Below are 26,098 nucleotides of genomic sequence, written 5' to 3'. Positions count from 1 at the left end.
GTATCGTTATAAGGATGGCCGCCGCAGGTGTTCGCATGATAAACGAGACGGTGCGGCAGATCGAGGAGATGGAGACACAGAGTTCCTCGATTGCGGCCGTGAAGGCCGCCAAGGCGCTCCGCGAACTGACCGACCGCGAGTGCCACACGGTCGAGGACTTTCTCCGCGTGGTCGAACGCAACAGCAGCGCGCTCCAGCGCGCGAACCGCTCGCACGCACCGCTGTACACGACACAGCAGCGGATCGTCACGGACCTGAAAGACGCCGATCCGGAGTCCGTCTCAGAAGCCAAGGAGCAGCTACTCGCCGCCATCGACGAGGTCGTCACGGAAATCGAGACCAGCAAGGGCCGCGCCGCGGAGCAGGCGGCGACGCTCATCGAGGACGGCGACGTGCTGGTGACACACGAGAACTCCTCGACGGTGATGGCGACGCTCATGGCGGCCCTGGACGAGGGGAAGGAGTTCCATCTGTACGCCAGAGAGTCGCGGCCGCATTTCCTTGGCCGGCGAACCGCCCGCCAGCTGGCCGACCGGGACGGGGCCGACGTGACGCTCATCGTCGACGGCGCGGCGGGCCACTACCTCGCGGAGGCCGACCGTGTTTTCATCGGGATGAACTGCCTCATCGACGACACGGTGTACAACCGTATCGGAACGCTGCCACTGGCCGCGACGGCCAACGAAATGGACGTGCCCGTAACCGTCGTCGGGACCTCCTCGAAGTTCATCGGCAGCGGCTTCACTTTCACGAACACGTTCCGGCCGGGCTCGGACGTGATGCTCGAACCGCCGGAGGGGTTCGACATCGGCAATCCGGGCTACGACGCGACGCCGACCCGACTGCTCGATACGGTCGTCACCGAAGACGGCATCCTCGAATTCTGAGCGCGATTAGCGGATCGTTCTGTCGGTGACCTGTCGGAGTCGCTCGGCAACGTCGGGGTCGAGGCCGTCTTCGGTCACCCGCCACTGCCAGTTGCCCGTTGCCGTGCCCGGAACGTTGAACCGGGCGTCGCTGTCGAGGCCGAGCAGGTCCTGCATGGTCGTCATCGCGACGACCGCGTTGGAGTTCCAGACGGCTTCGATGAGATCCCAGGTGATCTCGCTCCCGTCGGTACCGAGGTTGTAGTGGAGGCAGTCCCGTTGCCGGTCCGAGAGGTCACGGTAGTAGCCGACGATGGTGTCCGTGTCGTGGGTGGACGTGTAGCCGACGGACTGTTCCGGGTAGTGCATCGGCTGGTACATGTGGCCTTCCTCGCACCAGTCGGCGTACTGCGGGACGCGCATGCCTGGGAAGCCGAACTGGTCCCGCAACGCGACAATGCCCTCGTCGAGAAAGCCCAGGTCCTCGACAAAGAAGGGCAACTCGCCGAGCCTGTCTTCGACCGTCTCGAAGAAGTGCGCGCCGGGGCCGTCGCGCCACTGCCCGGCGGCCGGGTCGTCCGCCTCGGCCGGGATCGACCAGAACTCGTCGAAGGCCTTGAAGTGGTCGATGCGGGCGATGTCGATGAGATCGAACAGCCGCTCGAACCGGTCGATCCACCAGCCGTAGTCGTTCTCGCGCAGCGCGTCCCAGTCGTAGACGGGGTTGCCCCAGCGCTGGCCGTCGTCGCCGGGATTCGGCGGGACGCCGGCCACCTCCGCGGGGTTGTGGTCGTCGTCGAGCCGGAACACCTCGGGATACGCCCAGACATCCGCCGAGTCGAGGCCGACGTAGATCGGGAGGTCGCCGACGAGGCCGATCCCCCGCTCAGCTGCGTAGTCGGCCAGCGCCTGCCACTGGCTGTCGAAGCACCACTGGACGAACTTGTGATAGCGGATGTCGCCGGCCAGTTCGTCCCGGTATCGCTCCATGGCGGCCGGCTCGCGCGTTCTGATATCGTCCGGCCAGTCCATCCAGCCAGCCTCGTCGAACTCGGATTTCAGGGCGGTAAACAGCGCGTAGTCGTCCAGCCAGCCGGCCTCGCGCTCGCAGAACTCGGCGAACGACTGCTGCGCTGTCTCGCTCGCATTCTCGTCGAAGCTCGCGTACGCGTCCCGGAGCCGGGCCGTCTTGAACTCGGTCACGCGGTCGTACTTGACGTGCTGTTGCGAGAGGTCGCCCGGCGGTTCAATATCGGCCGCTGTGAGATAGCCGCGGTCGACGAGGTCGCGGAGGTCGATGAGTAGCGGGTTCCCGGCGAAGGCGGACGACGACTGGTACGGGGAGTTGCCGTGGATACTCGCCGTGGGACCGAGGGGACAGAACTGCCACAGCGACTGGTCAGCTCGGTCGAGGAAGTCGACGAACGCCCGCGCGCCGGCACCGAGGTCGCCGATACCGTGTGGCCCCGGGAGCGACGTTTGGTGGAGAAACACGCCACTCTGTCGTTGGAATTGCATACGCACCTGTTGCCCTGACAGGCATTTCAATGGGCGGGTTGGCTGCTGTCGCGTCTGCTTGCGGACCCGGAGAACGGCACACGCAAACATATATATTGTATCCATTTGATGCTATCAGGAGAGCCAGTACTACAGATGCCACCGAACGTGCTGATGCTTGGCTGGGGGTTCCCACCCAACATCACCGGCGGACTTGATACCGCTATCGGAGAGCTGTTCGAACAGCTCGAACCGAGAGATGACATCGAGTTCGAGTTGGTGTTACCCGCGGAGTACGCGCCGCCGGACCGCGATGGTATCCACGGCGTCCCGACGGGCAACGGCGACATCATCACCCGCATCGGCCGACTGGCCGGAGAGTTCGCCGACGAGGCGGCCGACGCCGACATCATTCATACGAACGACTGGTTCGGATACAACCCCGGTTCACGGGCCAAGTCGTCCCACGATGTCGAGTGGCTCTCGACGTTTCACTCGTTGTCGGCGGACCGGAACGTGACGCCGCCACAGCGAGAGGTCGAAACCGAACAGCGGGTCGCCAACCGCTCGGACCACATCATCGCGGTGAGCAAGTTCACACAGCGACGGATCCGCGAGCAGTACGACGCCGACTCGTCGGTCATCTACAACGGGTTCTCGTCGGTGGAGCCGACGGGCCGGGATATCAAGGCCGAACTCGGCATCGACGGGGAGATGTTGTTTTTCGTCGGCAGACACACGGACCAGAAGGGGCTCTCGTATCTCCTGTACGCGCTCTCGAAGCTCGACCGGGACAACGTCAGCCTGGTGCTTGGCGGTTCGGGCCACCTCACCGAACAGCTCGAACGGTTCGCGGAGCTGCTGGGAATCGAGGACCGGGTCTACTTCCCGGGATATCTCCCCCAGTCGGAACTCGGGGACTACTACAACAGCGCGGACCTGTTCGTCTCGCCGTCGCTGGCGGAGCCGTTCGGTATCACAATCGTCGAAGCGCTATCGGTCGGAACGCGCGTCGTCGCCTGCGAGAGCGGGGCCGCGGAGCTGCTCAACGAGAACTGCGTCATCGAGGTCGAGCCCGATTCGGACTCGATCGCCGACGGTATCGAACACGCGCTGTCGCTGTCGACGCCAATCGAGTACGAGGTGCGAACTTGGGCGGAAGTCGCCGAGGAACACGTGGAGTTCTACCACAAGGTCCTGGACGACGCCTGACCCGCGGCCGCGCTATCGGAGAAACCGAACGTCCGTGACCGGTTCCGGATGGACGATCAGATAGCCGTCAGCGGTGGGCTCCAGCCCGGTCACCGATGTGGTGTCGGTCCGCGTCTGGTACGGGCTGTCGGCGGTCCCGTCGGCCGACTGGTAGGGGCTGTCGTAGGGCGTCTGTCTGTCCTCCGGCGGCCGGTCGAAATCCTCTGGCGGCAGGTATATCTTCTCGCCCGATGCCGAGCGGACGATGACGGCCGTATCCCGGTCCCCCGAGACATCGATCCTGGTCCGGCCGTCGTCGATCGTCATCTCGAACGTGACCGGCTCAGTCTCGGTCTGTGACATGTTATCAGATGACCTGCTCATGCCGAATAGACGGCGCTGTGTCACTTAGTCCTTCGCCAGCGGTCCGGTGGCTGACAGCGGGCCGCTCCGAATCCCGTACCCGAGCAGTGGATCGACGTGTCCGAGCCATCAGCGGTTGATGATGAGCGACCCCGACATGTCGAATCCCGCAACGGCCACGTCCTCGCCGAGAATCGTCTCGTCGAGGTCACAGTCGTGGACCTCGGACTCCGGGAAGACGATGGTCCGGTCGAGGCTGCTGTCGGTCACCTCAGCACCGGCCATCACGTGGACGGTGTCGCCGATCTCGGCGTTCTCGACGGTCGCATCCGGATGGATGAGCGACCCGCCATTGAGTTTCCACTCGACCGCCTCGAAGTACGACTCCGGCGTCCCGATATCGAACCAGACATCGTCGAAGGTGAACGCGTACACGGGCTCTTGCTCTTGCAGCCAGTCCATGTACCAGCCCGGTTCGTCAGGGTTGTTATCGCCCGAAAGATACTCCTCGAAGCGAAGCGAGTCGGCCGGGAAGGCATAGCAGGCGATGGAAACGAGCGTGCTCTTTGGATGCTCGGGCTTCTCCTGGAAGTCGACGACGCGCTCGCCGTCGAGTTCAACGAGCCCGTAGGACTTGGCTTTCTCCCGGGAGCCCACGTCGTAGGCAGCGAGTGCGGCCCCGTCGCGCTCCTCGAAGAAGTCGAGGAACTCCGAGGGGTCGAAGCCGATGAGGTTGTCCCCGCCGATGACGAACAGGTCGTCGTCGATACCCTCGCGGTCGATGAGTTGCGCGAGCGCGCCGACCACGCCGAACTTCTCGTCTTCGTCCTCTGTGCTCTCGACGGAGAGCTGGACCGACTCGTATCCCATCTCGTCGATGTGGGCCTCGAAATCAGCGGCGAAGGCCTCGTTGGTACTCAGATAGGTCGTCCCGACCCGGTCGTCCTCCTCTAGCGACTGGAGAACCCCGTCGATGACAGTCGTCTCGCCGACCGGCAACAGCATCTTCGGTCGACGGCGCGTGATCGGCCACAAGCGTGTCGCGTAGCCTCCGGCTAGCACTATCGCATCCATATCTCCCCAGACAGACCCAAGTTATAAAGTGCTATTCACTTATAAGCGGTTCTACAGGTTGAGTTGCCAGACGGTCGTCCCGGCAGTGACCAGGTCTGCGTCGTCCGCCGCGGCGACGATCACCTGGTTCTCGCCGGGGTCGACATCGACCGTGACCTCGAACTCCCGGTCATCGACGGTGAGATACGTGATATCGGCGGGGGTCTTGACGACGACGCGGACGCCGGTCGTCTCGCCGGAGACGACCAGTTCGTTCCCACGGAACTGCGTGTCGACGCGCAGTGCCGGGCTACGGTCGGGCGTGTGGGCGCGTTGTTCGCGGTAGCGCTCGTCGACGAACGCGGGCGTTTCGACGGGTTCACCGGCGCTGATGCCATGTGCCAGCCGGACGTACTGGGCCATCGACCACGCCAGCGGCGTCGCCGAGCCGGTCCCCTCGGCGAACTCCCAGTCGTAGTCTGTCGCGTGCCCGCGGTCCCAGATCTGCTCGGCGATCATCCGCCCCGAGTTCGCCACGTCCTGCATCATCCGGAGGCAGCTCTCGGGCTCGATGTCCGGGTCGTCGCGGTGCAGTTCGTACTCGCCGCGCTCGCCAGTGAGCAGCGGCCAGAGACGGCCCTTCCCCTTGTGTTCGACCGACCACGGCGCGCCCTGGTCGTCCCGGCCGCGTTCGCCGTAGCCGTCGCCGTTGTACCGGTAGAATCCCGGGGCGTACTCCGTGTCGACGCTGATCGTGTCGTCGACCTCGACGAGCGAGTTCCGGATGGCCTCGTCGTCGTCGGGCTTGATACCCAGTCGGACGAGTTCGAGGAAGCCGCCGTCGATGATGTTGCGCTCGTCCAGCGTCGGGCCGTCGTTGGCCAGCGTCCGAAGGTGGCCCGCCTCTGGGTTGCCATCGAACGTGACCCGCGTATAGTATGGGGTGTTGGTGTGGCGCTCAGTCCCGGTCTCGGTCGCGGTCCAGGCCTCAACGTTGTTGGCCCAGTGGTCGGCGAGCGCGAGCCAGACGAGCGCGTCGGCCTCGTGGCCGGTGTCGAGCGCGAGCTTGGCCGCACACGCGAGGCCGGCGATTTCCGTCGCAATCGAAGAGGGCGAGAAGCCGGCTTCCTCTTCCCAGCGCTCCTGGGCTGTTTCGGGGCCGTGGCGGACAACGTACTCGGCCGACCGCCGGACGTTCTCGTAGCTGTAGTCAACGTCGGCGAAGTCGACACCGCTCTCGGCGAGGCGGTAGGCCATCACCTGCGGGAACGAGATGTTGTCCATCTGCTCGCCGCCCCAGCGGGTCGTCCCGTTGACGTAGGTGTTCTGCGGGATGAAGCCCGCGTCGTCCTGCTGGTGCTCGTAGATGTATTCGAGCTGGTCGGCCGCGATGTCCAGCGACCCGATGGCGTCGAACACGCTGAACACCTGATAGAGGTCCCGAGACCAGACGAAGTTGTAGCCGTAGCCCTTGGGTTGCTCGGCGTGGACGGCCTCGCCCCACGGCACGGACGGCGAGGCGATGGACGCGCCGTGGTAGGTCTTGTCCTCGACGGCCAGCAGCGTCATCAGCGCGGTTCTGTACTGGTTCGCCAGTTCCCCGTCGTCGGCGACCGAGTCCGGAAGCTGCTTGTCCGAGAGGAAGTCGTCCCAGCTATCGGCGTACTCGGCGCTGACCGTCTCGTAGCCGCGGTCGAGTGCGCCGTCGGCCTCGCCCAGCGCGGCGGCGGTGTCGGCCTGCCGCGCGAAGCCGAGCGCGACCGTGTCGCTGACTCTGGTCCCCGAGTCAAGCCGCCCGATGAGGACGAGGTTCGTCCCGTCGATGGATTCGACGGGAGCCGGGAGGTCGCCATCGGAGTACAGCCCGTCGAGGCGGTCACTGCCGGCCGCACCGACGGTGGCCCAGTCGAAGCGTCCGGCTGCGGCCATCGCCACGGCGATAGAGTAGGCGTCGCCGTTCTCGTCGACGAGCAGGTCGTTGTCAGTCTGGTCAGTGTAGGCGTTGGGGTTCCGGCCGACGAGGTGGTAGCTCCCGGGCTGGCCGTATCTGATCGCTCGGTCCTGAGTGACCGTACTGGTGAGCGCGATGTCGGCGACGGAGAACACGTCGTAGGACTTGCCGTCCGCGGCGTTGAACGACACGTCGGCGACGATGGCGTCGTGTTCGGGGTCGGTCGCGTAGTCGACGGTCAGCGTCCACTCGTGGCCCCGCCCGTCGCCGGTCTCGGTGAAGACGTGTCGATAGAGTAGCGCCTCGTCGTCGACCGGGACAACGCGACGCCTGACGGTGTCGTCGGTCCGGCGGTTCTCCCGGTGGGTCCGGACAGCATAATCCGTCTCGTCCGTACACCGGACCAGGAAATCCAGCGTCCGCAGGTTCATCAGGTCGACCTGCGGGTAGCGGGCCTCCGTCAGTGCGCCCTCAGTGAGCGTGAACCAGACGCGCGAGGGGTCCGGTTCGTCGTGGTCGGCGACGGTGCCGATGCCGTACTTCTCTCCGGTCGTCCAGGTCGGACGCTCGCTCGGCCCCTCGGTGCCGGCCGATGTCGTCGGCAACGCATTCAGCTCACCCAGGCGCGCGGTCGCGTGGAGCCGCAGCGCGTGTGACCAGCCCAGCGGCGACGCGCTGTCGAGGTCGCCGTCGTCGAAGGCCTGTTCGGCGAGGTAGCCGGCGTCGGTGGTGAGCGGGCCGTCGTCGGCCAGCAGTTCGTAGAGGTCGCTCGCCCGGTCGAGGTAGGCGTCGCCGCTCCCGTCGCGGTCGTTCAGCATGTCGCCCACGCGCGCGGCGGCGAGGGTTCCCATTGCCGTCGTGACGGTCCAGATCTTCTCGCTGTCCTGGTGACCGGTCCGCCAGCGGTCGCCCTCGTAGCGGGCCAGTCCCGCGACCGTACTCTCGGTGGGGTTCCGGAACAGCGTATCCAGCGTCGTACTCACGTGGTCGGCCAGGCGAATCACCTGCTGGTCGGGAAGCGTCGTCGACTCGATACTGTCGTAGGCCTGCAACGCGGCGGCGAGATGGAGCGCCGCGGCGTCGATGCGGTGATCGGGCGTCCCGTTGGTCAGCCCCATCACGTACACGCCCAAATCTTCGTCCCAGAGCGTGTCGAGGCCGTCGAGCAGCCGGTCGGCCGCCGTCAGGCATCGCTCGCTGACTGCCCCACCCATCGGCGCGCGCGCCACCGTGGCGAAGGCCTCAATGAACGTCGCGGTCGTGTGCGTGAACTGGCCGATGGAGTCCTCCCAGACGTTCTGGCACGGCTCGGGCAGGTCGTTGGCCGCGATATCCTCAATGAGCGTGTCCACGGCCGCCTCGATAGTGTCCCGAACTGTCGCCGTCAGGTCGGTGCCCAGCTCGCTGCGATGTGTTCGTAGCAGCGTCGCGAGGAACGCGGTGACGGTCGCGGTCTGGTCGGCCTGATACTCCGGTGATTCGGCGTTGTGTTCCACCCTGGCGTTGGCCCAGCCCGGCGCAATAGCCCCGCTGTCGGCCCAGACGCGGTGGGGCCAGCGTCCGTCCGAGAGCTGGCTGTCACACAGGAACTGCGCGCTCTCGGTCAGCATCTCCCGGGTGTCGATGTCCAGCCGGTCGCCGGCTTCGAGCAAGTGCCGGGAGACGGAGGCGTCGTCACGGAACCAGACGTAGCCGTAGCCGCCGGAGTTCGAGTAAAAGGGGTCGAACTCCGGGGCGGCGATCCGGCCACCGGTCGGCGAGGACAGCAGGTCAAGCACCCGCAGGTCCATCCGTATCGAATCCGAACGCGGCATGGATTCAGTTACGTCGATGCGCGTCCGTTCGCGCCCGGCCTGCCGAAGGTCGTCGGAAGTCGTATGCTCAGTCACGCAGTCGGCGAGATCCAGCAGCGCCGTCTCCCGGTCGACCTCGTCGTGGTTCGAGAGCTGGCTGACGAGCGTCGTGTCCTTGCTGCGCCCGGACCGGTCCAGCGGTGCGGTCACGAGGAAGTCGCCGGTGAGCCGCGTCTGGTCGCGGCGCTCGACCGGTTCCGACCGCGGGAACGGCACCGGGTTGTCACCGAGGATCTCCGCGAGGCGCTCCGGTCGCTGCCCGGCGACGGCGTCCAGCCCGGTCGACGACGCGAGGTAATCGTGCTCCCGTCGGTGGTACACCTCCAGGACGCGAGAACCGCTGGGGCCGGCGTCCTCGTGGATCAGCGAGCCGATGCCGCTGTCGCTGCCTTCGGGGGCCAGCGTGACGAACGCCACAAGCTTGGCATCCTGTGGCACGGCCCCGCGCATGGCCACATGTGTGACGTGTGCCCGCCCCAGCGTCAGGTCGTACTGGTGGACCGTAAACGACCCCGCGTCGTACTCGGTCTCGACGAGTCGGGTCTCGCGATAGTAGTGCTGTCTGATCGTCTCCAGGTCGCTGAACCACCGTGTCTCGTCCCCGAACATCACGCCGAGTCGGGAGCGGTCGATACCGGAGAGCCCGGACAGTGAATCGGAATAGTCCTTCAGCGTACCGTCCTCACCGACGTGTACGAGGCGATCACCGTGCCCGGAGAAAGAGCCTGAAACAGTCCGTCGTTCCTCTGGAAAGCGCTCATGACGAGCCCGCTTGTACTCGTTAAGCGCTGTCGAAAGCCGCATACCTATCAAAGTAGACCAATCTCTATAAACTCCTGTGGTTCGTACAAATTAGTGATATCTCGTCGTATTGACTAGATAGCCAGAGAGAGTAGCGTCGCCGGGCCGACGCAGTTCCCCTGGGACTACTGACGCAGGTCGCTACTGCCGGCCGGGAAGACGGCGACGCTGTCGACCGTGACGGCGGTCCCATCGCTGTCACCGCCAGCCCCGCGGTGGTCGCCGGAAACGAGATCAGTCTCGTCGGTCTCGATTGGCAACCCGACGGTCGTCGGCTCGCTGCCGAAGTTGAGCACTACGACGGCCGCGTCGTCCTCGGTCGTCCGCGCGTACGCGACGACGCGGTCGGACGGCCCGTCTCGGACCTCGTATGGGATGCGGACGAGGTCCGCCTCGGCCGACAGCGCCGGCTGGTCGTGTCTGACCGCCGAGAGGTCGCCGACGAACGACTGGAGCGTTTCGTCGGCGTGGTCCCACGCAAGATCGTCGCGCCGCCCGCGCTGGCCGAACTCCTGGCCGGCGTACAGCAGCGGTGCGCCCGGGAGCGTGAACAGCGCGCCCGCGGCGGCCTCTGCGGCCTCGCGCCCGTAGTCGACGATGTACCGCGTCTCGTCGTGGTTCTCCGCGTACAGCATGAACGACGCGTGGTCCGGGAACCCGATTTCCGCTCGCCCCTCGATGGCGTCGAGGACGGCCTCGGCGTCGCTGCCGCCGCCCACCTGCCGGAGCGCGGCGTAGGTCGTCGAGTCGAAGTGCATATCGAACAGCCCGGCCTGGAAATCGGGGATGTACGGGATGGTCTCGTCCAGCAGCAGGAACTCGCTGTCGCGGTCCTTGCAGTAGTCGTGGATCTCGCGCCAGAAGCCGTTCGGGACGGCCCAGGCCATGTCACACCGGAACCCGTCGACCAGTTCGGCCCACTGTGCGACCGCATCGAGTAGGTGCCGGCGGACCGGCAGGTGGTCGAAGTCGAAGTTCGCGATGTGCTCCCACTCGAAGTACGTCTCCGGTTCGGTGTCGCTGCGCCACGCGTACCAGTCCCGATACTCGCTCTCGGGGTTGTCGACGGCGGACTCGAAGTACGGGTGGGTCCGCGCCGAGTGGTTACACACCAGGTCGAACAGCACCTTGAATCCGCGGTCGTGGGCCGCTTCGACGAACCGTTCGTAGTCCGCGCGGGTGCCCAGATCAGACGCGATCTCGAAGAAGTCCGTGATGTTGTAGCCGTGGGGCGCGTGGTCGTTCTGGAGCACTGGCGTGAGCCAGATGACATCGACGCCGAGCGAGTCGAGATAGTCCAGGCGGTCGATGATCGCATCGAAGGGCGATTCGTCGCTATCGCCGGCGAAGGTGCGGACGTATATCTCGTAGATGGTCGAGTCCTCGGCCCACGACGGCGCGACGTACGGTCGCCTGGCCGCGACGCCCGCACCGCTGGCCACCGTCTCGACGCCGTCCGCGGTGCGCGTGAACTCCACGGCATCGGGCACGCTGTAACCGTATTCACCGACCGCGACGCCGTGAATTCGGGCGCGCTCAGGCAGCGCGTCCAGCGGAATCCGAAGTGTCGCCCCCTCCCGGGTCACCGCGTCCTTGTCGATGTCGTCTCGGTCATCCAGCAGGAACTCGACGGCGAGGTCGGCGGCTGTCTCGCTCCCCTCGGGATGGGAGCTGCAGTCCGCGCGGACGACGGCCTCGTCGCCCTCGATGGCCGGCCGCAGTGACAGGCGCGGCCGGCCGCCGCCGCCAGTGTCGTCTCCTGCCTGTGTGTACTCGCCGCTGCCGCTTCGGCCGGGACCGCTCTGGCCGCCGGAGACGCCGCCGCTTCGACCGCCCGAGCGGCCGGACGTGTATCCCCCGCTCGAGTGGAGATCGCCGGGAAACGCGCGGACGGTGAGATCGTGCTCGCCGTCGGGCGCACTGAGGCGGACGACGTATCTGCCCGGCGCGTCGGGGACGAGATGTTCGACCGGGTCGTCCCCGAGTGATGCCGTTGAGCGTACCGGTGCCCGCGTGAGCCGCCATGTGTAGGTCGCCGACGGATCCGGGTCCCGGGGCGCGAGTTCGACCTCGTCCCCCGTCGCCACGAACCGCGGCGGTCCAGGATGGTGCATAGTTTCACTGCGACTGACAGTGTCTTTGTACTTGGGGTATCCGGGACCGTCGCCAGTATCGCTTTCCGGCCGCAGCCTGTACCGTCTCTGTGCCCGATTGCCGACGTGACGCCGGGGTTGCACTGCTCTGTGGAGTGGCTCTGGTCGGGTATCTGAGTCTGGTCGGGGCACTCGACGCCCTCTGGTCTGTCGCTGTCGCCGCCGTCGGGGTGGCCGGCGCGCTGGCCGTCGAAGCGCTGTTCGTCCTCGACACACCGATCGCGTCGCTGTGGGACCGCCGCGGGGTGCGGACGGGTGCGGCGGCCGCGCTTCTGGTGGGTGCGGTCGGACTCACAGCGTTCCTTGGACCCGCTGTCGTCGCTGCGGCGTGCTGGGGGCTCGGGACGTACTTCGTCATACTCGCTGTGTCCCTGTGATACCGGTGACTTCCCACCCCTCACGGACGGTTCCGTGGATAGTATCGGCAACTAGAGTAGGCGGAGGCCCCTCGCCGGACGCAGTATTCGTCACCCCAAATATTCGCATACGAACCCAGTGTAGGTAGCTATAGATGTGTATAGAACCACTCTATGTACTATTTCGGAAGTATTGGTATATATTCTCTATTTTGAGTGTAGATATAAAATATATAGATGTATATTTGAGTTTTATGTACTTTACTTTCAATATTTGAGTCTTTTATTCGATATTGTACGCGCATATGTCGATTGCTTGTCCGTGTACGGTGGTAGGTCCAGCGACCGCGGTTGCGAACCGGACCCGCGTAAAACCGACGGACGGTAGCGCGGAGTATCCGAAACAGTACTGTCTCCCACCGGATACCGTCGCAAGATCTTGGTCTAAATACCAAACTGTTGGCGGCGACCAAACTGTTGGTACAGTTTTACCGCCTGGTGATGGTAGCACTCGGTCACAGATCGGTACGCGGCAAACCGCGCCGCGTCAGCATCTCGACCCGGATAACAGTCGTACGGCTATTATTCGTCTTCGATTGCGTGGTCGCTACCCCCAGTAGCCGGCTATCAAGCCACTCTTCCCGGGTCTCCGGGGTTAAAAACACTGATAAATGTATAATTAGTTGGAAACAGTCCGATAGCGTCGGCGGTTACACCGGTGTATCAGCCTATTGTTCTGGCAAAACAGGGAATCTTCCCGTACTCCTCCATATTACATAATTAATCATGTTTACCTTCGACGTATTTGTCACTCTCTGAGACGAAAAAGAGAGTGTCTCCGTACGAACCCGATCAGTAAAGAAAGAGACGCTCGGGGAGGTTGCGGGCGAAATCTGAATCTCTGTCCCCGGTGACCTCGCCGATCGCTGACACGCTGTTACGGGCGTCAAAATCAGAAATACGGTGTCACAGCCGCGGATGCGCATCGACCGCGCGCATGTGTCGACAGGCCCGCCGGTCGAATGGCCGCTGAGCGACGTGGCAGTTGCAGTCGACGGCGGATCCGCCGTCAATAGTGACTCTGTGGGTCACTTCCCGCTCGACGGCGGACTCCGTCTCCGCAGCCGCATCGGCCGGTGAGAGCAGTACCGTGCCGTCGTCCACGACTGTGAAGGAGAACCGCTCGCGGTAGTCCGCCCAGTCGCGGTCCCGGTTGCGGTCAACCGTCTCCCTGAGCACCTCGATGTGTTCCCGACCCCTGCCGGGGTCCGCGTCTGTGTCGGTCATACGCCGCAATACGCGAATCCGTGTCTTAGATGTTTGCCCGCCGGCCTCAGAACAGGTGGTCGTCGATACACCGCGCCGGCCCGCCGACGCGCCAGACCATCGACTCAAGGCCGAGCGATTCGACCTCGCCTGCGATGCGCTCGGCGTGGTCGGAGGTCGTGTTCAGGTACGCCGTCGCGCCGGTGTCCGCCGAGAAGTACACGGGAACCCCATCGGCTCTGAGACGGGTCGCGACGTTCCAGAGCTGGACGGTCTCGGGCTGCCAGTAGAACCAGTTCTCGGGGCCGGTCATCGTCACGGCTAGGAGGCTGATCGAGTCCTGCTCGGCCAAGCCGAACGCCGCGTCGAAATCGCCCGTGCTAATGGCCGCCTGCATGTCGGCCAGCGCGTCGTGGATGTACGCGAGCCGACTGTCGAACAGGTGTGATTCCGGCGCTTGCTCGTGTGCGTGCGAGGTGTGTTTGTGCTCCGGGACCAGACCCACGACGGTGCGGATCTCCGCATCGAACCCGGCGTCGATTCGGGACCCGGCACACTGTTCGTCCGTCGTGCTCGCCCCGAGACGGGAGAAACCGCCGGTGACGCTCCGCGCGGCTGACGGCGCGCCGTGGCGGGCGAGGACCGACAGCTCTCGCCGGGAGAGGTCAAGGTCCGCAGCGTTCGCCGCCGCGACGGCGAGGGCCGCGAAGGCCGACGCGGACGCGCCGAGGCCGACGTTCGACGCGAACGTGTTCCGCGAGACGACTCGTGCCCCACTGTCGATGCCGGCGCGTCGCCGGACCCGGTCGAGGACGGTCCGGACGCGGTCGGCTCCCTCCTCGTCGATAGGTTCGCCGTTGACCAGGCACGTGTCCGTCTCGTAGCCAAACTCGACGGTCGTCTCAGTCTTCGACGGGGCGGTACACATCGAGATGGAGTCGTGATACGGAATGTTCAGCGCCTCGTCTCGGAGCCCGTGGTACTTGATGAGCCCCTGAATCGGATGGGCCCGCGCGGTCGCCTTCATAGCTCCGTCGCGTCCAGAAGTTCGTAGCTGATGTCGGCTTGCCGGAGCTGTTCGACCAGCGGCGTCAGTTCGTCCTCGGTAGCGAGCACGAACACGCCGAGGCCGCCCATCGCGGCTTCCCTGACCCCCGTAGGGACGCCGAAGCGGAGGTCCGGGTCGAGTCCGGCCACACGGGCCGCAACGAGCGCTTCGGTCCCAGCGACGGCGAGACAGTCGTACGCCGCGGCTCTGGCGGCGAGTTGCGACGGCGAGAGGTGGTCGCACCCGCCGGACTGAACGTCCGGGACGGCGACCACTTCGACCGTTCCGGGCTGATACTCCAGCATTCCCTGGACGTTCGTGACGCCGACCGCTCGCTGTGGCGCGGCGCTGTTGACCGCGACCGCCGTCGCGGACCCGACGGTCTCCGGTGATGCGTGGAGCGTACCCTCGTGCATCGAGAGGCCGACGGGATCGCCTTCGTCGATCCGGTCGGTCGCGATGGCGGCCTCGACTTCGACCTCACCGAGAATCTCCCGGTTCACGTACTCAACGAGCGACTGCAGCTCCTCGGTCTGTGAGATGAGCCAGTCCACCCCGTGCTTCGTCACCTCGTAGCGGCCGCGACCGCGTCGGTTGACGTGGTCCTGTGTTTCGAGTTCCCTGAGGTAGTCGCTGATGGCCTGGGGCGTGAGCCCGACGCGGTCGGCGATCTCCTGTTGGTTGATCGCCGGCTGGTGTTCGACGATCTGGAGCAGGATTTGAAAGCGCGTCGCGCTCCGTTTGTTCTCGAAAATACTGGGCTCCTGTCGGATACCTGGGTCTGCGACCATTGTCGTGCTATGTTCCTCCGAACACAACTACAGTTGTCATATTCCGGTACAGTGTAAAAAGCGTTTGCGTCCGGGGACAATTTCGGTGGAACGAGCACGCGCTTTTCAACGACTGGTCCGGTGGGCACGCCCGTGTACCGAAGCCCGGTAAACCGAGGCGTGGAACCGGCGTGGAAACAACTCAGTCGTCGCTCGGGGCCGCCGCGCCGCCGGAGCTGACGCCGGTTCCGGGACCGATGTCGATACCGAGCTCGTCGAGTTTCTCCTCGGTGACGACCCCGTCCTCCCAGCCGCGGACCTCGTAGTACTCGCCTTTCAGCTCGTCGAGTTCGGCGAGTTCGCCCTCGGAGCCGCCCTGTGCCGGGACGGCGTGTTCGTTGCCCGCAACGAAGCGCGACGGCAGGTCGTCGTCGGCCCCGTCGAAGCCGGCGAGGTTGTTGTAGTAGCGTTCGAGGTTGTAGATGCGCTCGCCGGATTCCATCAGTTCCTCCTCGGAGACATCGCGGCCGGTCATGCCGTTGTACTGCAGGACGTACTCCTCGATACCCTCCGCGAAGGCGTTGAACTTGCAGATGTCGAAGGAGTCGCTGATGGCGTGTAGGTCCTGGAAGGTGGCGCACAGTTCACCTTTCCCCTCCCACTCGCGCGGGTCGACCTTCTCTGGAATACCCAGAATCTCAGCCGCCGGCGTGTACCCGCGCAGGTGACACGCGCCGCGGTTCGAAGTCGCATAGCCGATCGCCATCCCCTTCATGCACCGCGGGTCGTAGGCGGGGATGGACTGGTTTTTGACCGTGAGCGTGTCCGTCGTCGCGTCGCCGAACGCTTCGGCGAGGTGTGCCTGCCCTTCGGCCATGTGGTCGGACAGGTCCGTCTCGCGGCGGGCGATCTTACCGAACATGTCGATCATCTCGTCGGCGTCGCCCCACTCGATGCCCTCGCCCAGGTCGTCGAGCTTGCCTTCGTCCGTCAGCTCCATCGCCTGGGCCATCATGTTGCCCGCCTCGATGGTGTCCATCCCGTAGTCGTTACAGCGGTCTATCATCACGGCGATCTTGTCCCGCTCGGCGTGGGCGGAGTTCGGCCCCAGCGCCCAGGCGGACTCGTACTCGTAGGACTCCATCCGGACGTTCAGCTCCTCGCCCTTGTGCATCGTCTGGACTTCGACTTCCTTCTTGCAGGCGACCGGACAGGAGTGACAGGTCGGCTCGTCGACCAGAATGTTCTCCCGGACGTTCTCACCGGAAACGTCCTCGGAGTCGATGATGCGTTCGCCGTCGCCCTCGGCGTCGGACATCGACCGCGTCGAGGAGTAGCGACCGTTTTTCGTCGGGAGGCCGTCCATCTCCTCGGTGACGTTCATCAGGACGTTCGTGCCGTACATCGAAAGACCGCCCTCGTTGGGCGCGGTCACGTCGGACTCCTGGATGACCTGCATCGCCTGCTTGTGGCCCTCCTGGAACGTCTCCTGGTCCTCGGGCCTGGGCATGTTCGTCCCCGCTTTCACGACGACGGCCTTGAGGTTCTTGTTGCCCATCACGCAGCCGGTGCCGCCGCGGCCCGACGCGCGGTCGTCCTCGTTGACGACGCAGGCGTATTTCACCTCGTTCTCGCCGGCCTGGCCGATGGCCATCACCGAGAGGTTCCTGCCGAGCGTGCCCTCCTTGATCTCGTCTTCGAGGTCGTCGACCGTTTCGTGGACGCCCTGGCCCCAGAGGTGCGAGGCGTCCCGCAGTTCGACTTCGCCGTCCTCAACGTACGCGTAGACGGGGTCGTCAGCCTGGCCCTCGAACAGGAGCCCGTCGAAGCCCGACCACTTGAGCCGCGCGCCCGACCAGCCGCCGTGGTGGGAATCTGTGACGGTGCCCGTCAGCGGGGATTTCGTACAGATGGCGATGCGACCGCTCATCGTCACCTGCGTCCCTGTCAGCGGTCCGTTCATGAACGCCAGCAGGTTCTCCGGCCCCAGCGGGTCCACGTCCGGTCCCTGATCGAAGACGTACTTTACGCCCAATCCGCGTGCCCCAATGTATTTTCTCGCGTCCTCCTCGTCGATGCTCTCGTAAGCGACGTGGCCCTCTCCGAGGTCGATACGCGCCACGTGATCGTGGAAGCCACCAAGGGCAGTCATGCTAGTATGTCCCGTTTTGGCATTATAACTGAATCCTCTTAGAGATTATCGGTGCGGTGCCGCTACCGACGGAGCGCGGTTTCAGACCAGGCCACGCTCCTCGTACACTTCGGCGGCTTCACGGACGTGTTCGGCGTTTATCTCCGCACCGTACTCGTTTTCCAGTTCGTCAGCGATCTCCTGTAGCGTCTCTTTGTCAGCCCCGCTGGGCCGGAGCGCGTTATATATTTCGAGGATGCGGTCGTCGGGGACTTCGGTCAGTTCGGCTGCGCGCCGGAAGTTCCGTGCGACCTGCGGTCGCCCCTCCTGCTCGGCGATCTGTGCCTGCTTCTCCAGCGTCTCGGGGGAAATGACGAGCTCTTCGCCGTCGATCTCGCCCTCGACGACTTTCTCCAATGTGATCTCCGAGAGCTTCGTTCCCTCGGGCGTTTCGACGTCGTCCGGGTTGTCGGCCAGTGGGTAGTGAATGTCGTCGCTCATTGTTACTCGAAGGATACCTCGATTTCCATGGGCTCCTTGTCTTCGTCCTTATACTGCATCTCCTTGATGTGCCACAGCGCCGCGAGCGCCTGGTACTTCGGGCGAGCCATCGGGTCGTTCCCGACCGGGACCGGTTCGGGCGTCTCGCCTTTGGCGTACAGCGCCGCGTTCTTGCCGATTGCGCGGTAGGTCTCGAGGTCGATCAGCGGGGCCTGGGGGAACAGCTCCAGGTTGCTGAGCGGGACGAGATCCTCCTGGTGGATGAGCGTCGTCCCGCGGGTCTGAATACCGATAGAGATGCCCGAGCCACAGAGGTTCGCGCCCCTGAGCCCGATGACACCGAGGTCGAGGTTGTCGGTGAAACGAACGACGCGGGCCGTAAGCCCTTCCTCCTCGATACCGGCCATCATCTCGCGGAGGACCTCGGCGAGTTTGACGCCCGCGAGCGTCTCGTCTTTCATCTCGTTGAACCCCGCACTGATCGAGATGACGACCTCGTCGGTGTCGGTTCCCTCTTCGGCGACACCCTTCTCGGTCAGGACCAGCGTCCGCGACTGCTGTTGTGCTTGGGCCATATTCAGATGTCCTCCGGATCGACCGCGAAGCGGACCTCTTTCTTCTCTTCCCACTCTTCGCCGTCGAGGCGGTGACCTGTCCCGGGGCCTTCGTAGTCATTAGGGTCGTTGACGGCACTGACGACGTCGAAGTCGCCGTCGCCCTCGAAGATGCCCGAGGTCTGGATGTAGTCGCCGGCGACCCGGCCCTTGAGGATGCCCAACAGGTTCTCGGCGATGTCCTCGAAGCCGTTGTCGGCCAGGATTTTCACGACCTCGGCGCCGGTGAGGTCCTCCTCCATCATCTCCTCGGCGGCCTTGATGTCTTCGGCCGTGCTGCGCTCGGGCATGTCCTTGCTGCCGTTGGCGTAGACGGCGGCCTCAACCTCCTCATCGGAGATCGGCGGGAACCCAAGTTCCTCGAAGACGGACTGGATGGCTTTGGCGGCCCGCTCGCGGTACTCGAGGACCGTGTCCTCGTCGACAGGTTTCGTGCCGCCTTCGACCTGCAGGTCCCGCTGCATGATGTTGTACTCGTCGAAGTCGTAGGAGTCGAACGTCGACCCGGCGAACATGTTGTCGTAGTTCGGGACGGCACTGTACCCGGAGAAGATGAAGTCCGTTCCCGCGAGGAACTGGGGCATCATTCGGGCTGTGCGGCGCTTGTCCGAGTGGGTGAACGTCTGGTCGTTTCCGGAGGCGACTTCGAGGTCGGCCAGCATCGTGATGAGGTTCTCGGCGGCAACCTCCTTGACGCCGGCCGGGACAGACGTGGGAATGGCGATACAGCTGATGCCGCCGTTCTGGAGGCCCTGGACGCCACAGCCTTTCGTGACGAGGATACAGCGGCTCTCCAGATACAGCATCGACTTCCCTTCCGCCTGGCCCATGTTGAGTTCCGACCCGGCGCCCGACGTGTACCGCATCTTCAGGCCGCGGGAGGCGTACCCGGAGGCGAGGAACGCCTTGGACCACGGCGTGTCGTCGCCGTCCTTGAACACGTCTTCGGTGCCGTAGACGGAGACGGTCTCGGCGTAGCCGGTCATCCCGCGCATGCCGAGTTCGAGTTCGGTCGCCTCCTCGACGGCACACTGCGTGATGACGCCGCCGCGGCCGCACTGGGCCCCGATCTGTTGGGCGAGGGCGGTCAGCGGGGCCATTCGAGCGACCCCGACAGTGTTCTCGATTTCGTAGAACCCTCTGAGCGCGGCCTCAGCGGCGTCTGCGGCGATCTGTGCCACGTTGTCCTCGACGCTGGTGACGTGACACTGGTTCCCCGGCGTCCGGCGCGTCCGCATCTTCTTCATCGCCATGATAATCTCGGCGGTGTCGAGCTGATTGACGACCTCCGACAGCTTCGCGGGCGTCATCGCAGTCGTCAGTTCGACGATGTCCTCGCGTGGCACGTTGATGTCGACGAGGTCGCGTGCGACCTGTTCGGAGTCGGTCGCCATCGCCTCCTCGGCCTTCTCGACGTTGATGGCGTAATCGGCGATAAATCGGTCGATGAAGTCGAACTCTGTGCGGTCTTTCCCGTCCATCTCGACGATCTCGCCGTCCTCGACAGTGACGCTTGGGTCGGGGTCGTTCGGACTCTCCATCGCGACGAAGCCGACCTCCGGCCACTCATTTACGAATCCGTCCTCCGTGACAGCCCGTTCGTCCAGCGCCTCGAAGCGTTTCGACCGCTTCGGTGCTGTCTCATCGAGTTCTCCTGAGCCATCGGCTACAGGCTTGTCATCGTCTGTCATACATATATCTCATTGGAGAGTCAGGTTATATAATTTTGCGTTTTTATTATCCAGGAATATAAAGAAAACATAAGTAGTTCAATTATAGTTGAATTGCAGGTTCGGGCCAGAGCTTTCGGTAAGTACCAGTAAAAAATAACTACCGTGTCGGGACGCTAATGAACTGCCGGTGTGGGCGCCGTAATGTCCGAATTCTTATGTATAGCCGGGAGTCGACGGCCCGCGTCCGGCGTTAGCCTTCGAAGGCGTCGACACCGGCCTGTGCGACCTCCATATCCTCTTCGGCGCTGCCGCCGGAGACGCCGACACCGCCGACGACGGTCCCGTCAGCGTTCTCCAGCGGGAAGCCACCCCCGAAGGTGACGATGCGCCCGTCATTTGTGGTTCCAAGCCCGTACAGCGACTCGCCGGGCTGTGACGCCTCGTGAATCATCTCCGTGTCCAGTTTCAACGAGACCGACGAGTAGGCCTTGTTCTGTGCGATGTCGATACTCGCCAGGAGCGCCCCGTCCATCCGGTGGAACCCGACGAGGTTCGCCCCCTCGTCCATCACCGCGATGCACATGGGGACGTCTATCTCCTGGGCTTTCTCCTCTGCTGCTGCGATAATCGTCTTTGCGACGTCGAGTGTTACCGCTGTCATCGTGCAATCCGTCCGCACAGTCGTCGTGACAGAAAATAAAACTATGCTTCTCGATAACATTTCTACCTTCGAACGCAATTTTTCCGTCACAGTCCGAAAGAGTCCCATCCTCACCCGCTCAGTGCCGACTGAGTGACCGGGAAAGCACACTCACGACAGGTCGTCCATCCCGCCGGAAGCGTGTGTCCCGCCAACGGTATATAGAACGGCATGTTATTGTCACACGGTGACATACAACCGGGTACTCGTTCTGATCAGGGATGAAGCGACCGCAGTGGAGGACGCCGAGTTCGGCATCGCCCTTGCCGAGCAGCTGGATGCCGCCGTCCACCATCTGCGCGTCGTCGAAACGCAGTCGTCCCGCCTCTCGCTCGGGTCGGACTCGCCGGCCGTCACGACCGAGCAGGCGGTTCCACCAGAAGTCAAAGAGTTAGTCGCGGAAACGGCAGTCGACAGCGAAACGCACACCATTGAAGGACCCATCCCGGAGCAGGTCCAGCGCTACGCGACCGAGCAGGCCATCGACCTCATCGTCATCGGATCACAGACGAACGATGGGGCGTTCGACAGTCTCGTCGACAGCGTGGTGCAGGCGGGCGACATCCCAGTTCTCGCGGTTCCCGACGGCGCGAGACAGTTCCAGTGCGGCCAGCTGGTCGTACCCAATCTTGCGGGGGTTCCGAGCGAAGCAGCGACCGAACACGCCGTGGAGGTCGCCGGGACGCACGGCATGACAGTCAACGTCGTCACCGTCATCGACCTGCAGCGGGCGGCAGGACCGTTCAACGCCGGCGGCGTCACCGAGGAGTTCATCGAGCACAAGGAACGGGAACTACGGTCTGCAGTCGAAGACGCGGTCGACCTGGACAGCGAACTGACCTTCGAAACGCGCACCGCGTCCGGTCGGCCGGCCGAGGTGGTCAGTGAGTACGTCGCCGACGCCGGCGTCGACGCCCTGGTCGTCGGCCACGACGGGGCACCTCCACTGGTCGGGCGACTTCGTACGACCGGCGCCGGTCGTATTCGCCGAACAATCGACGTGCCGGCACTCGTCGTCCCGTAATCAGTCACTCATCGTAGGACGGTGCCAACGCTCACTCCGAGGGTCCCTGGCCGTCAGTCACGACCGGGCGAGCCCGAACCGCAGGGGGGCAGCTGACGCGGTCTGAGCCGCCGCCGTCGTCCGCCGATTGGTCGAGGGCGCTGTGTCTCGCTACGTCGGCCTGAATCGCGTCGGTGAGCCGTTCGTGTGTGCCGATCGGGTCGGCGTAGTCGATGCCACTGCGGTCGATATCGAGTTTCTCCGGGATAGTCGTCTTCGTGACAGGCGACGGCGCGACGAACATCGGCACCGCGACGACTGCCTCGTTCGAGACGTTGTACCGTGCACACTCCACGACCGGGTCCTGAAGCACGTAACACGACCGCACCTCGTCGTAGGCCGTCCGGTCCCGCAGACGCCGTTCGTGGTACTCGACTGTCCGCCGCTGGTCTGACAGCGACCCGCTGCCGAGGCCGACGAGGAGCAGCGACGTCTCCTCGGGGCGGGCGACACGCTCGTCGGCGCGCTCCGCGATGATTTCGGTGAGCGCGGGACTGTGACCGATGGGGGTACAGAGCGAGACCGTCTCGCCCCACCGTCGAGCGATCGATGGAATCACGTGTCGCGTCTCGTTCGTGTACGCGATTGTGAGTGGCACTGCCAGCACCAGTTCGTCCCCGTCTTCGGGTGCGTTGCCTCCGACGGATTCATCCCACGTCTCGTCGTACGTTTCCACTCGAACCGTGTCAGCGACGTTCCGGTCACGGAGACGCGCCGCGTGCGTTTGAATCGGCTGTAGCGATTCTGCCGTCTGTCGTCCGATGAGGAGCAGTGTTCCGGTTGGCATGGTCTGGTCGTTTTGTAACTTCTTTTGTGTTACTACAAGCTCGTTTGTTTTCTTGTGTTGAGTGAGCAAATGTCAAATAGGTTTCGGTAACCGACCCGATTGCCTCGTCAGCGAATCCCGACCGAAGTGCCGAATCGACGCGGGCGACCGGCCCACACACTGCATGACCAGTAGCTGTCAGTTCTGGGGAAAGTTATTTTATATTGCCCTTGATAGCAGGGGTATGGCGTATCTCGCAGGTGTCGATATCGGTAATTCCAGTACGGAGGTCGCGCTGTTGCGCCAGCGGGACGGGCATCGCCCGGAGTTCTGTGCCAGTGCCCTCTACAGGACGACCGGACTGAAAGGGACGAAAAAGAACGTCCCGGGCGTCGTGAGCGCACTCTCACGGGCAGCCAACGACGCAGGTATCGACGTGGGTGATATCGATACGGTGCTTCTCAACGAAGCCGCACCTGTCATCGGCGACGTGGCGATGGAGACGATCACCGAGACGGTCATCACGGAATCGACGATGATCGGCCATGACCCGTCGACACCGGGTGGTGTCGGCCTCGGGAAGGGGACGGCCATCGAAATAACGGCGGCGATGGACGACCACGACCCCGACGATTCCGTCGTCTTTCTGGTTCCCGAAACGGTCGATTTCGCCGTCGCCGCCGAAATCATCAACAAATGGACGGCAGAAGGGTACGAGATCGTCGGGGCCATCGTCCAACGGGACGACGCCGTCCTCATCCACAACAGAATCGACATCGAGATCCCGATCATCGACGAGGTGTCGGACTTAGAGAAGATCCCGCGCGGCCAGCCGACAGCCGTGGAGGTCGCGCCCGAGGCGACCGGACAGACTATCGACGAGCTGTCGAATCCCTACGGCATCGCGACCGTGTTCGACCTCTCCTCGGAGGAGACACAGAAGATCATCCCCGTCGCTCGCGCACTCGTGGGAAACAAATCTGCGGTGGTCATCAAGACGCCGGCGGGCGATGTCGAGGAGCGGACCATTCCCGCCGGCGAGCTCCGCATCATCGACGAGCGCGGGAACACGACCGAAGTACCGGTCGATGAAGGGGCGGACGTCATCATGGACGCGGTGATGGACAGCTGGCCGGTCTCGGACGTGCAGGGCGAGAGCGGGTCGAACATCGGCGGCATGCTGAACCGAGCGCGGAGCCAAATGGCCGAAGTCACCGGCCAGCCGGTCGATTCCATCGAAATCCGAGACATCATGGCGGTCGACACGCTCATCCCCCAGAAAGTGGAAGGCGGTGTGGCCGACGAACACAGCATGGAGAGCGCAGTCGCCCTGGCCGCGATGGTGAAGACCCAACAGCTCCCGATGCAACAGATCGCAGACGGCATCGAGGACGAGATCGGCGCGGAGGTCATCATCCAGGGCGTCGAGGCGAACATGGCGGTGCTGGGCTCGCTCACGACGCCGGGGACGGACCACCCGCTCGCGATCCTCGACATGGGTGGCGGGTCGACCGACGCGGCGTACATGGACGAGGACAAGGAGATCGACTCGATTCACCTCTCGGGAGCCGGCGACTTGGTCACGATGCTCATCGACTCCGAACTCGGGCTAGACGACCGCGATCTGGCGGAGGCGATCAAGAAGTACCCCTCAGCGAAGGTCCAGTCCCTCTACAGCATCCGCGAGGAAGACGGGACGGTCGACTTCTTCGACGACCCCGTCGACCCGAGCCTCTACGGCCGGACAGTCGTCCTCGAAGACGGCGGAAACATGCGGCCAGTGCCGGTGGATAAATCGCCCGAGGAGATACGCCGCGTCCGCCGGCGGGCCAAGCGGAACGTCTTCGTCGAAAACGCCAAGCGCGCGCTCAACATCATCACGCCGACGGAGAGCATCCGGCGGCTGCCGTTCGTCGTCATGACCGGCCGTTCCGCGCTCGATTTCGAGATACCGGAGATGATCTCCGACGCGATGGCCGAGTACGGCATCGTCTGTGGCCGGGCGAACGTCCGCGGCGAGATGGGGCCTCGGAACGCCGTCGCGACGGGGCTCGTGCTCTCACACGTCGACGGCGGCAGCTATCTCGACCTGGAGATTCCGTCCGGGCTCTCGACGTCGCTGGAACGGTCCACGGTCTGACACCGCGACGTGACCGATACACCGCCACGAACTGCAATGGGGCGGCGTTCGAAGTCGCAAGATCTCGCCACCTGATTTTATATTCGTGAGCGCACAACAGCAGCGTATGAGTGGCTGCCGCGGTCCAGTCGACCAGAACGACCAGATCCCGCGCGTGTTCGTGTGGTGCATCGGCGAGACGCTACCGGACCCAGTGGAGTATATCGAATACGGCCTCGAAGAGGAGGGCGTCTCGTGGGCGGTCCGATCGGGCTTCGACGGGGACGGGGTCCCAGTAGCCTACGACGCCTCGGTCAGTTCGCCGCTGAAGATCGGCGTGAGCGTGACGCCGGACCAGCGGGTCGTCGTCCACCACAAGCAGCTGCCCAACGACGACCCGGTTTTCGATGTCTCCAGCGTGACGACCGAGACCGCCCGGAAACTCGGCTCGAACGCCGCCCGGCTCGCGAAGGGGACGCCGCTCAAAACGGTCGCCTGACCGGTCGGCACAGAGACAGTATTTTTATCGGGGGGTCTCAATCGGGAGCGTGTATGGTACCGGAACACACGGCCTACATCGAGACGTTAGCACACGTGAACTGCGGCGCGTGTGACGGTTACTGGGGGCTGAGTGACATCACCAAGGCAGGCCTGACAGACAGGGACTGGACCTGTCCCCATTGCGGGACGGAGAACCGAATCGGCGAGTTCGTCGAGGAGTGAGAGCGACGAGTAGAGAGTGACTAACGGCACAGTGCGCGCAGTATCAGCGACCACACCGAAACTGAGTATGAAAATCTACACCGGACGCGGCGACGAGGGACAGACCGACCTGCGGGACCTGACCCGAGTCTCAAAGGGGAGTCCCCGCATCGAGGCCTACGGCAACGTGGATGAACTGAACTCGCTCATCGGGATGATCCGGCCGACGGGCTATGCGGACATCGACGAGAACCTGGCAGCGGTGCAAAACCACCTCCATATCGTCCAGGCCGACTTCGCCAACCCCGACCCCGACGCCGACGACCCCGTCATCACGGAGCGACACGTCGACCAACTGGAGACGTGGATCGACGAGGCCTCTGCGGAGTTGGACCCGCTCGAATCGTTCATCCTCCCCGGCGGGAGCGACGCCGGGGCAGCGCTCCATCACGCCCGCTCGGTCTGTCGGCGGGCCGAGCGGCGAGCGGTCGCGTTCCAGTCCGAAAACGAAGGGGTGAACGCCCAGGCAGTCACCTATCTAAACCGGCTCTCGGACCTGCTGTTTACGCTGGGCCGGTTGGTCAATGAACGCGAGGGGGTCAGCGAGGGACATCCGACGTACTGACCGGCGAATCGTCACTTCGGACGCCTGTGGCAGAGA

Annotated in this window: 22 protein-coding genes; 8 read left to right on the top strand and 14 right to left on the bottom strand. The window is 64.2% G+C overall.

Annotation, left to right across the window (positions count from 1 at the left end; all coding sequences use genetic code 11):
• The first annotated feature begins 35 nt into the window (after window positions 1-35).
• Window positions 36-887 (top strand): translation initiation factor eIF-2B, encoded by an 852-nt coding sequence (locus tag NDI54_RS04415; protein WP_310895267.1) that lies wholly within the window; start codon window positions 36-38, stop codon window positions 885-887.
• A 6-nt stretch (window positions 888-893) separates the two neighbouring features.
• On the opposite strand, the gene malQ is transcribed toward NDI54_RS04415, so the two are convergent.
• Complete coding sequence (gene malQ, locus NDI54_RS04410; RefSeq protein ID WP_406600169.1) at window positions 894-2,405, bottom strand: 4-alpha-glucanotransferase; 1,512 nt, start codon at window positions 2,403-2,405, stop codon at window positions 894-896.
• 114 nt (window positions 2,406-2,519) lie between these two features.
• On the opposite strand from malQ, the gene NDI54_RS04405 reads away from it, so the two are divergent.
• Window positions 2,520-3,575 carry a glycosyltransferase family 4 protein gene (locus NDI54_RS04405; RefSeq protein ID WP_310895265.1) on the top strand — a complete coding sequence of 352 codons (1,056 nt, stop codon included), beginning with the start codon at window positions 2,520-2,522 and terminating at the stop codon, window positions 3,573-3,575.
• A 12-nt stretch (window positions 3,576-3,587) separates the two neighbouring features.
• Here NDI54_RS04405 and NDI54_RS04400 read toward each other — a convergent pair whose 3' ends face one another.
• From NDI54_RS04400 to malA, 4 genes are all read right to left on the bottom strand, one after another.
• On the bottom strand, window positions 3,588-3,917 hold the full coding sequence (locus NDI54_RS04400; protein WP_310895264.1) for a DUF7510 family protein: 330 nt from the start codon (window positions 3,915-3,917) through the stop codon (window positions 3,588-3,590).
• Window positions 3,918-4,046: 129 nt separating this feature from the next.
• On the bottom strand, window positions 4,047-4,991 hold the full coding sequence (locus NDI54_RS04395; RefSeq protein WP_310895263.1) for an NDP-sugar synthase: 945 nt from the start codon (window positions 4,989-4,991) through the stop codon (window positions 4,047-4,049).
• A 51-nt stretch (window positions 4,992-5,042) separates the two neighbouring features.
• Complete coding sequence (locus NDI54_RS04390; protein WP_310895262.1) at window positions 5,043-9,578, bottom strand: glycoside hydrolase family 15 protein; 4,536 nt, start codon at window positions 9,576-9,578, stop codon at window positions 5,043-5,045.
• Between the two features lie 122 nt (window positions 9,579-9,700).
• Complete coding sequence (gene malA, locus NDI54_RS04385) at window positions 9,701-11,689, bottom strand: alpha-amylase MalA (protein WP_310895261.1); 1,989 nt, start codon at window positions 11,687-11,689, stop codon at window positions 9,701-9,703.
• Window positions 11,690-11,778: 89 nt separating this feature from the next.
• Here malA and NDI54_RS04380 point away from each other — a divergent pair, with 89 nt between their 5' ends.
• Entirely contained in the window at window positions 11,779-12,105 is a 327-nt protein-coding gene (locus NDI54_RS04380; RefSeq protein ID WP_310895260.1) for a hypothetical protein, read from the top strand.
• A 945-nt stretch (window positions 12,106-13,050) separates the two neighbouring features.
• Here NDI54_RS04380 and NDI54_RS04375 read toward each other — a convergent pair.
• The 8 genes from NDI54_RS04375 to NDI54_RS04340 form a co-directional block, all read right to left on the bottom strand.
• Window positions 13,051-13,371: a hypothetical protein gene (locus tag NDI54_RS04375; protein ID WP_310895259.1), complete on the bottom strand. Its 321-nt coding sequence runs from the start codon at window positions 13,369-13,371 to the stop codon at window positions 13,051-13,053.
• Between the two features lie 46 nt (window positions 13,372-13,417).
• On the bottom strand, window positions 13,418-14,377 hold the full coding sequence (locus NDI54_RS04370; RefSeq protein ID WP_310895258.1) for a GHMP family kinase ATP-binding protein: 960 nt from the start codon (window positions 14,375-14,377) through the stop codon (window positions 13,418-13,420).
• A complete protein-coding gene (locus tag NDI54_RS04365) occupies window positions 14,374-15,189 on the bottom strand; it encodes a DUF7839 domain-containing protein (RefSeq protein WP_310895257.1) in 816 nt (271 codons plus the stop codon). The genes NDI54_RS04370 and NDI54_RS04365 overlap by 4 nt, the downstream gene beginning before the upstream one ends.
• Before the next feature lie 181 nt (window positions 15,190-15,370).
• Window positions 15,371-17,320 (bottom strand): aldehyde ferredoxin oxidoreductase family protein, encoded by a 1,950-nt coding sequence (locus tag NDI54_RS04360; protein WP_310895256.1) that lies wholly within the window; start codon window positions 17,318-17,320, stop codon window positions 15,371-15,373.
• An 81-nt stretch (window positions 17,321-17,401) separates the two neighbouring features.
• The gene (locus tag NDI54_RS04355; RefSeq protein WP_310895255.1) at window positions 17,402-17,800 is read right to left on the bottom strand and encodes a diol dehydratase small subunit; all 399 of its coding nucleotides are present in this window, start codon (window positions 17,798-17,800) and stop codon (window positions 17,402-17,404) included.
• Between the two features lie 2 nt (window positions 17,801-17,802).
• Entirely contained in the window at window positions 17,803-18,375 is a 573-nt protein-coding gene (locus NDI54_RS04350) for a propanediol/glycerol family dehydratase medium subunit (protein WP_310895254.1), read from the bottom strand.
• Window positions 18,376-18,377: 2 nt separating this feature from the next.
• Entirely contained in the window at window positions 18,378-20,105 is a 1,728-nt protein-coding gene (locus NDI54_RS04345; RefSeq protein WP_310895253.1) for a propanediol/glycerol family dehydratase large subunit, read from the bottom strand.
• A 232-nt stretch (window positions 20,106-20,337) separates the two neighbouring features.
• On the bottom strand, window positions 20,338-20,748 hold the full coding sequence (locus tag NDI54_RS04340; protein ID WP_310895252.1) for a GlcG/HbpS family heme-binding protein: 411 nt from the start codon (window positions 20,746-20,748) through the stop codon (window positions 20,338-20,340).
• Window positions 20,749-20,974: 226 nt separating this feature from the next.
• On the opposite strand from NDI54_RS04340, the gene NDI54_RS04335 reads away from it, so the two are divergent.
• Window positions 20,975-21,811 (top strand): universal stress protein, encoded by an 837-nt coding sequence (locus NDI54_RS04335; RefSeq protein WP_310895251.1) that lies wholly within the window; start codon window positions 20,975-20,977, stop codon window positions 21,809-21,811.
• Window positions 21,812-21,842: 31 nt separating this feature from the next.
• Here NDI54_RS04335 and NDI54_RS04330 read toward each other — a convergent pair whose 3' ends face one another.
• On the bottom strand, window positions 21,843-22,637 hold the full coding sequence (locus NDI54_RS04330; protein WP_310895250.1) for a CbiX/SirB N-terminal domain-containing protein: 795 nt from the start codon (window positions 22,635-22,637) through the stop codon (window positions 21,843-21,845).
• Between the two features lie 223 nt (window positions 22,638-22,860).
• Between NDI54_RS04330 and NDI54_RS04325 the strand changes: the two genes are divergently transcribed.
• From NDI54_RS04325 to NDI54_RS04310, 4 genes are all read left to right on the top strand, one after another.
• Window positions 22,861-24,756 (top strand): diol dehydratase reactivase subunit alpha, encoded by a 1,896-nt coding sequence (locus NDI54_RS04325; protein WP_310895249.1) that lies wholly within the window; start codon window positions 22,861-22,863, stop codon window positions 24,754-24,756.
• A 106-nt stretch (window positions 24,757-24,862) separates the two neighbouring features.
• Window positions 24,863-25,234 carry a glycerol dehydratase reactivase beta/small subunit family protein gene (locus NDI54_RS04320; RefSeq protein WP_310895248.1) on the top strand — a complete coding sequence of 124 codons (372 nt, stop codon included), beginning with the start codon at window positions 24,863-24,865 and terminating at the stop codon, window positions 25,232-25,234.
• A gap of 53 nt (window positions 25,235-25,287) precedes the next feature.
• Entirely contained in the window at window positions 25,288-25,458 is a 171-nt protein-coding gene (locus NDI54_RS04315; RefSeq protein WP_310895247.1) for a hypothetical protein, read from the top strand.
• A gap of 67 nt (window positions 25,459-25,525) precedes the next feature.
• Window positions 25,526-26,062, top strand: coding sequence for a cob(I)yrinic acid a,c-diamide adenosyltransferase (locus tag NDI54_RS04310; RefSeq protein WP_310895246.1), 537 nt, complete (start codon window positions 25,526-25,528; stop codon window positions 26,060-26,062).
• The last annotated feature ends 36 nt before the right edge of the window (window positions 26,063-26,098 follow it).

The sequence above is a fragment of the Haloarcula terrestris genome, assembly GCF_031624315.1.
GTDB lineage: Archaea > Halobacteriota > Halobacteria > Halobacteriales > Haloarculaceae > Haloarcula > Haloarcula terrestris.
The sequence above is the reverse complement of the archived record's forward strand: the minus strand, read 5'-3'. Positions and strand labels throughout refer to the sequence as shown.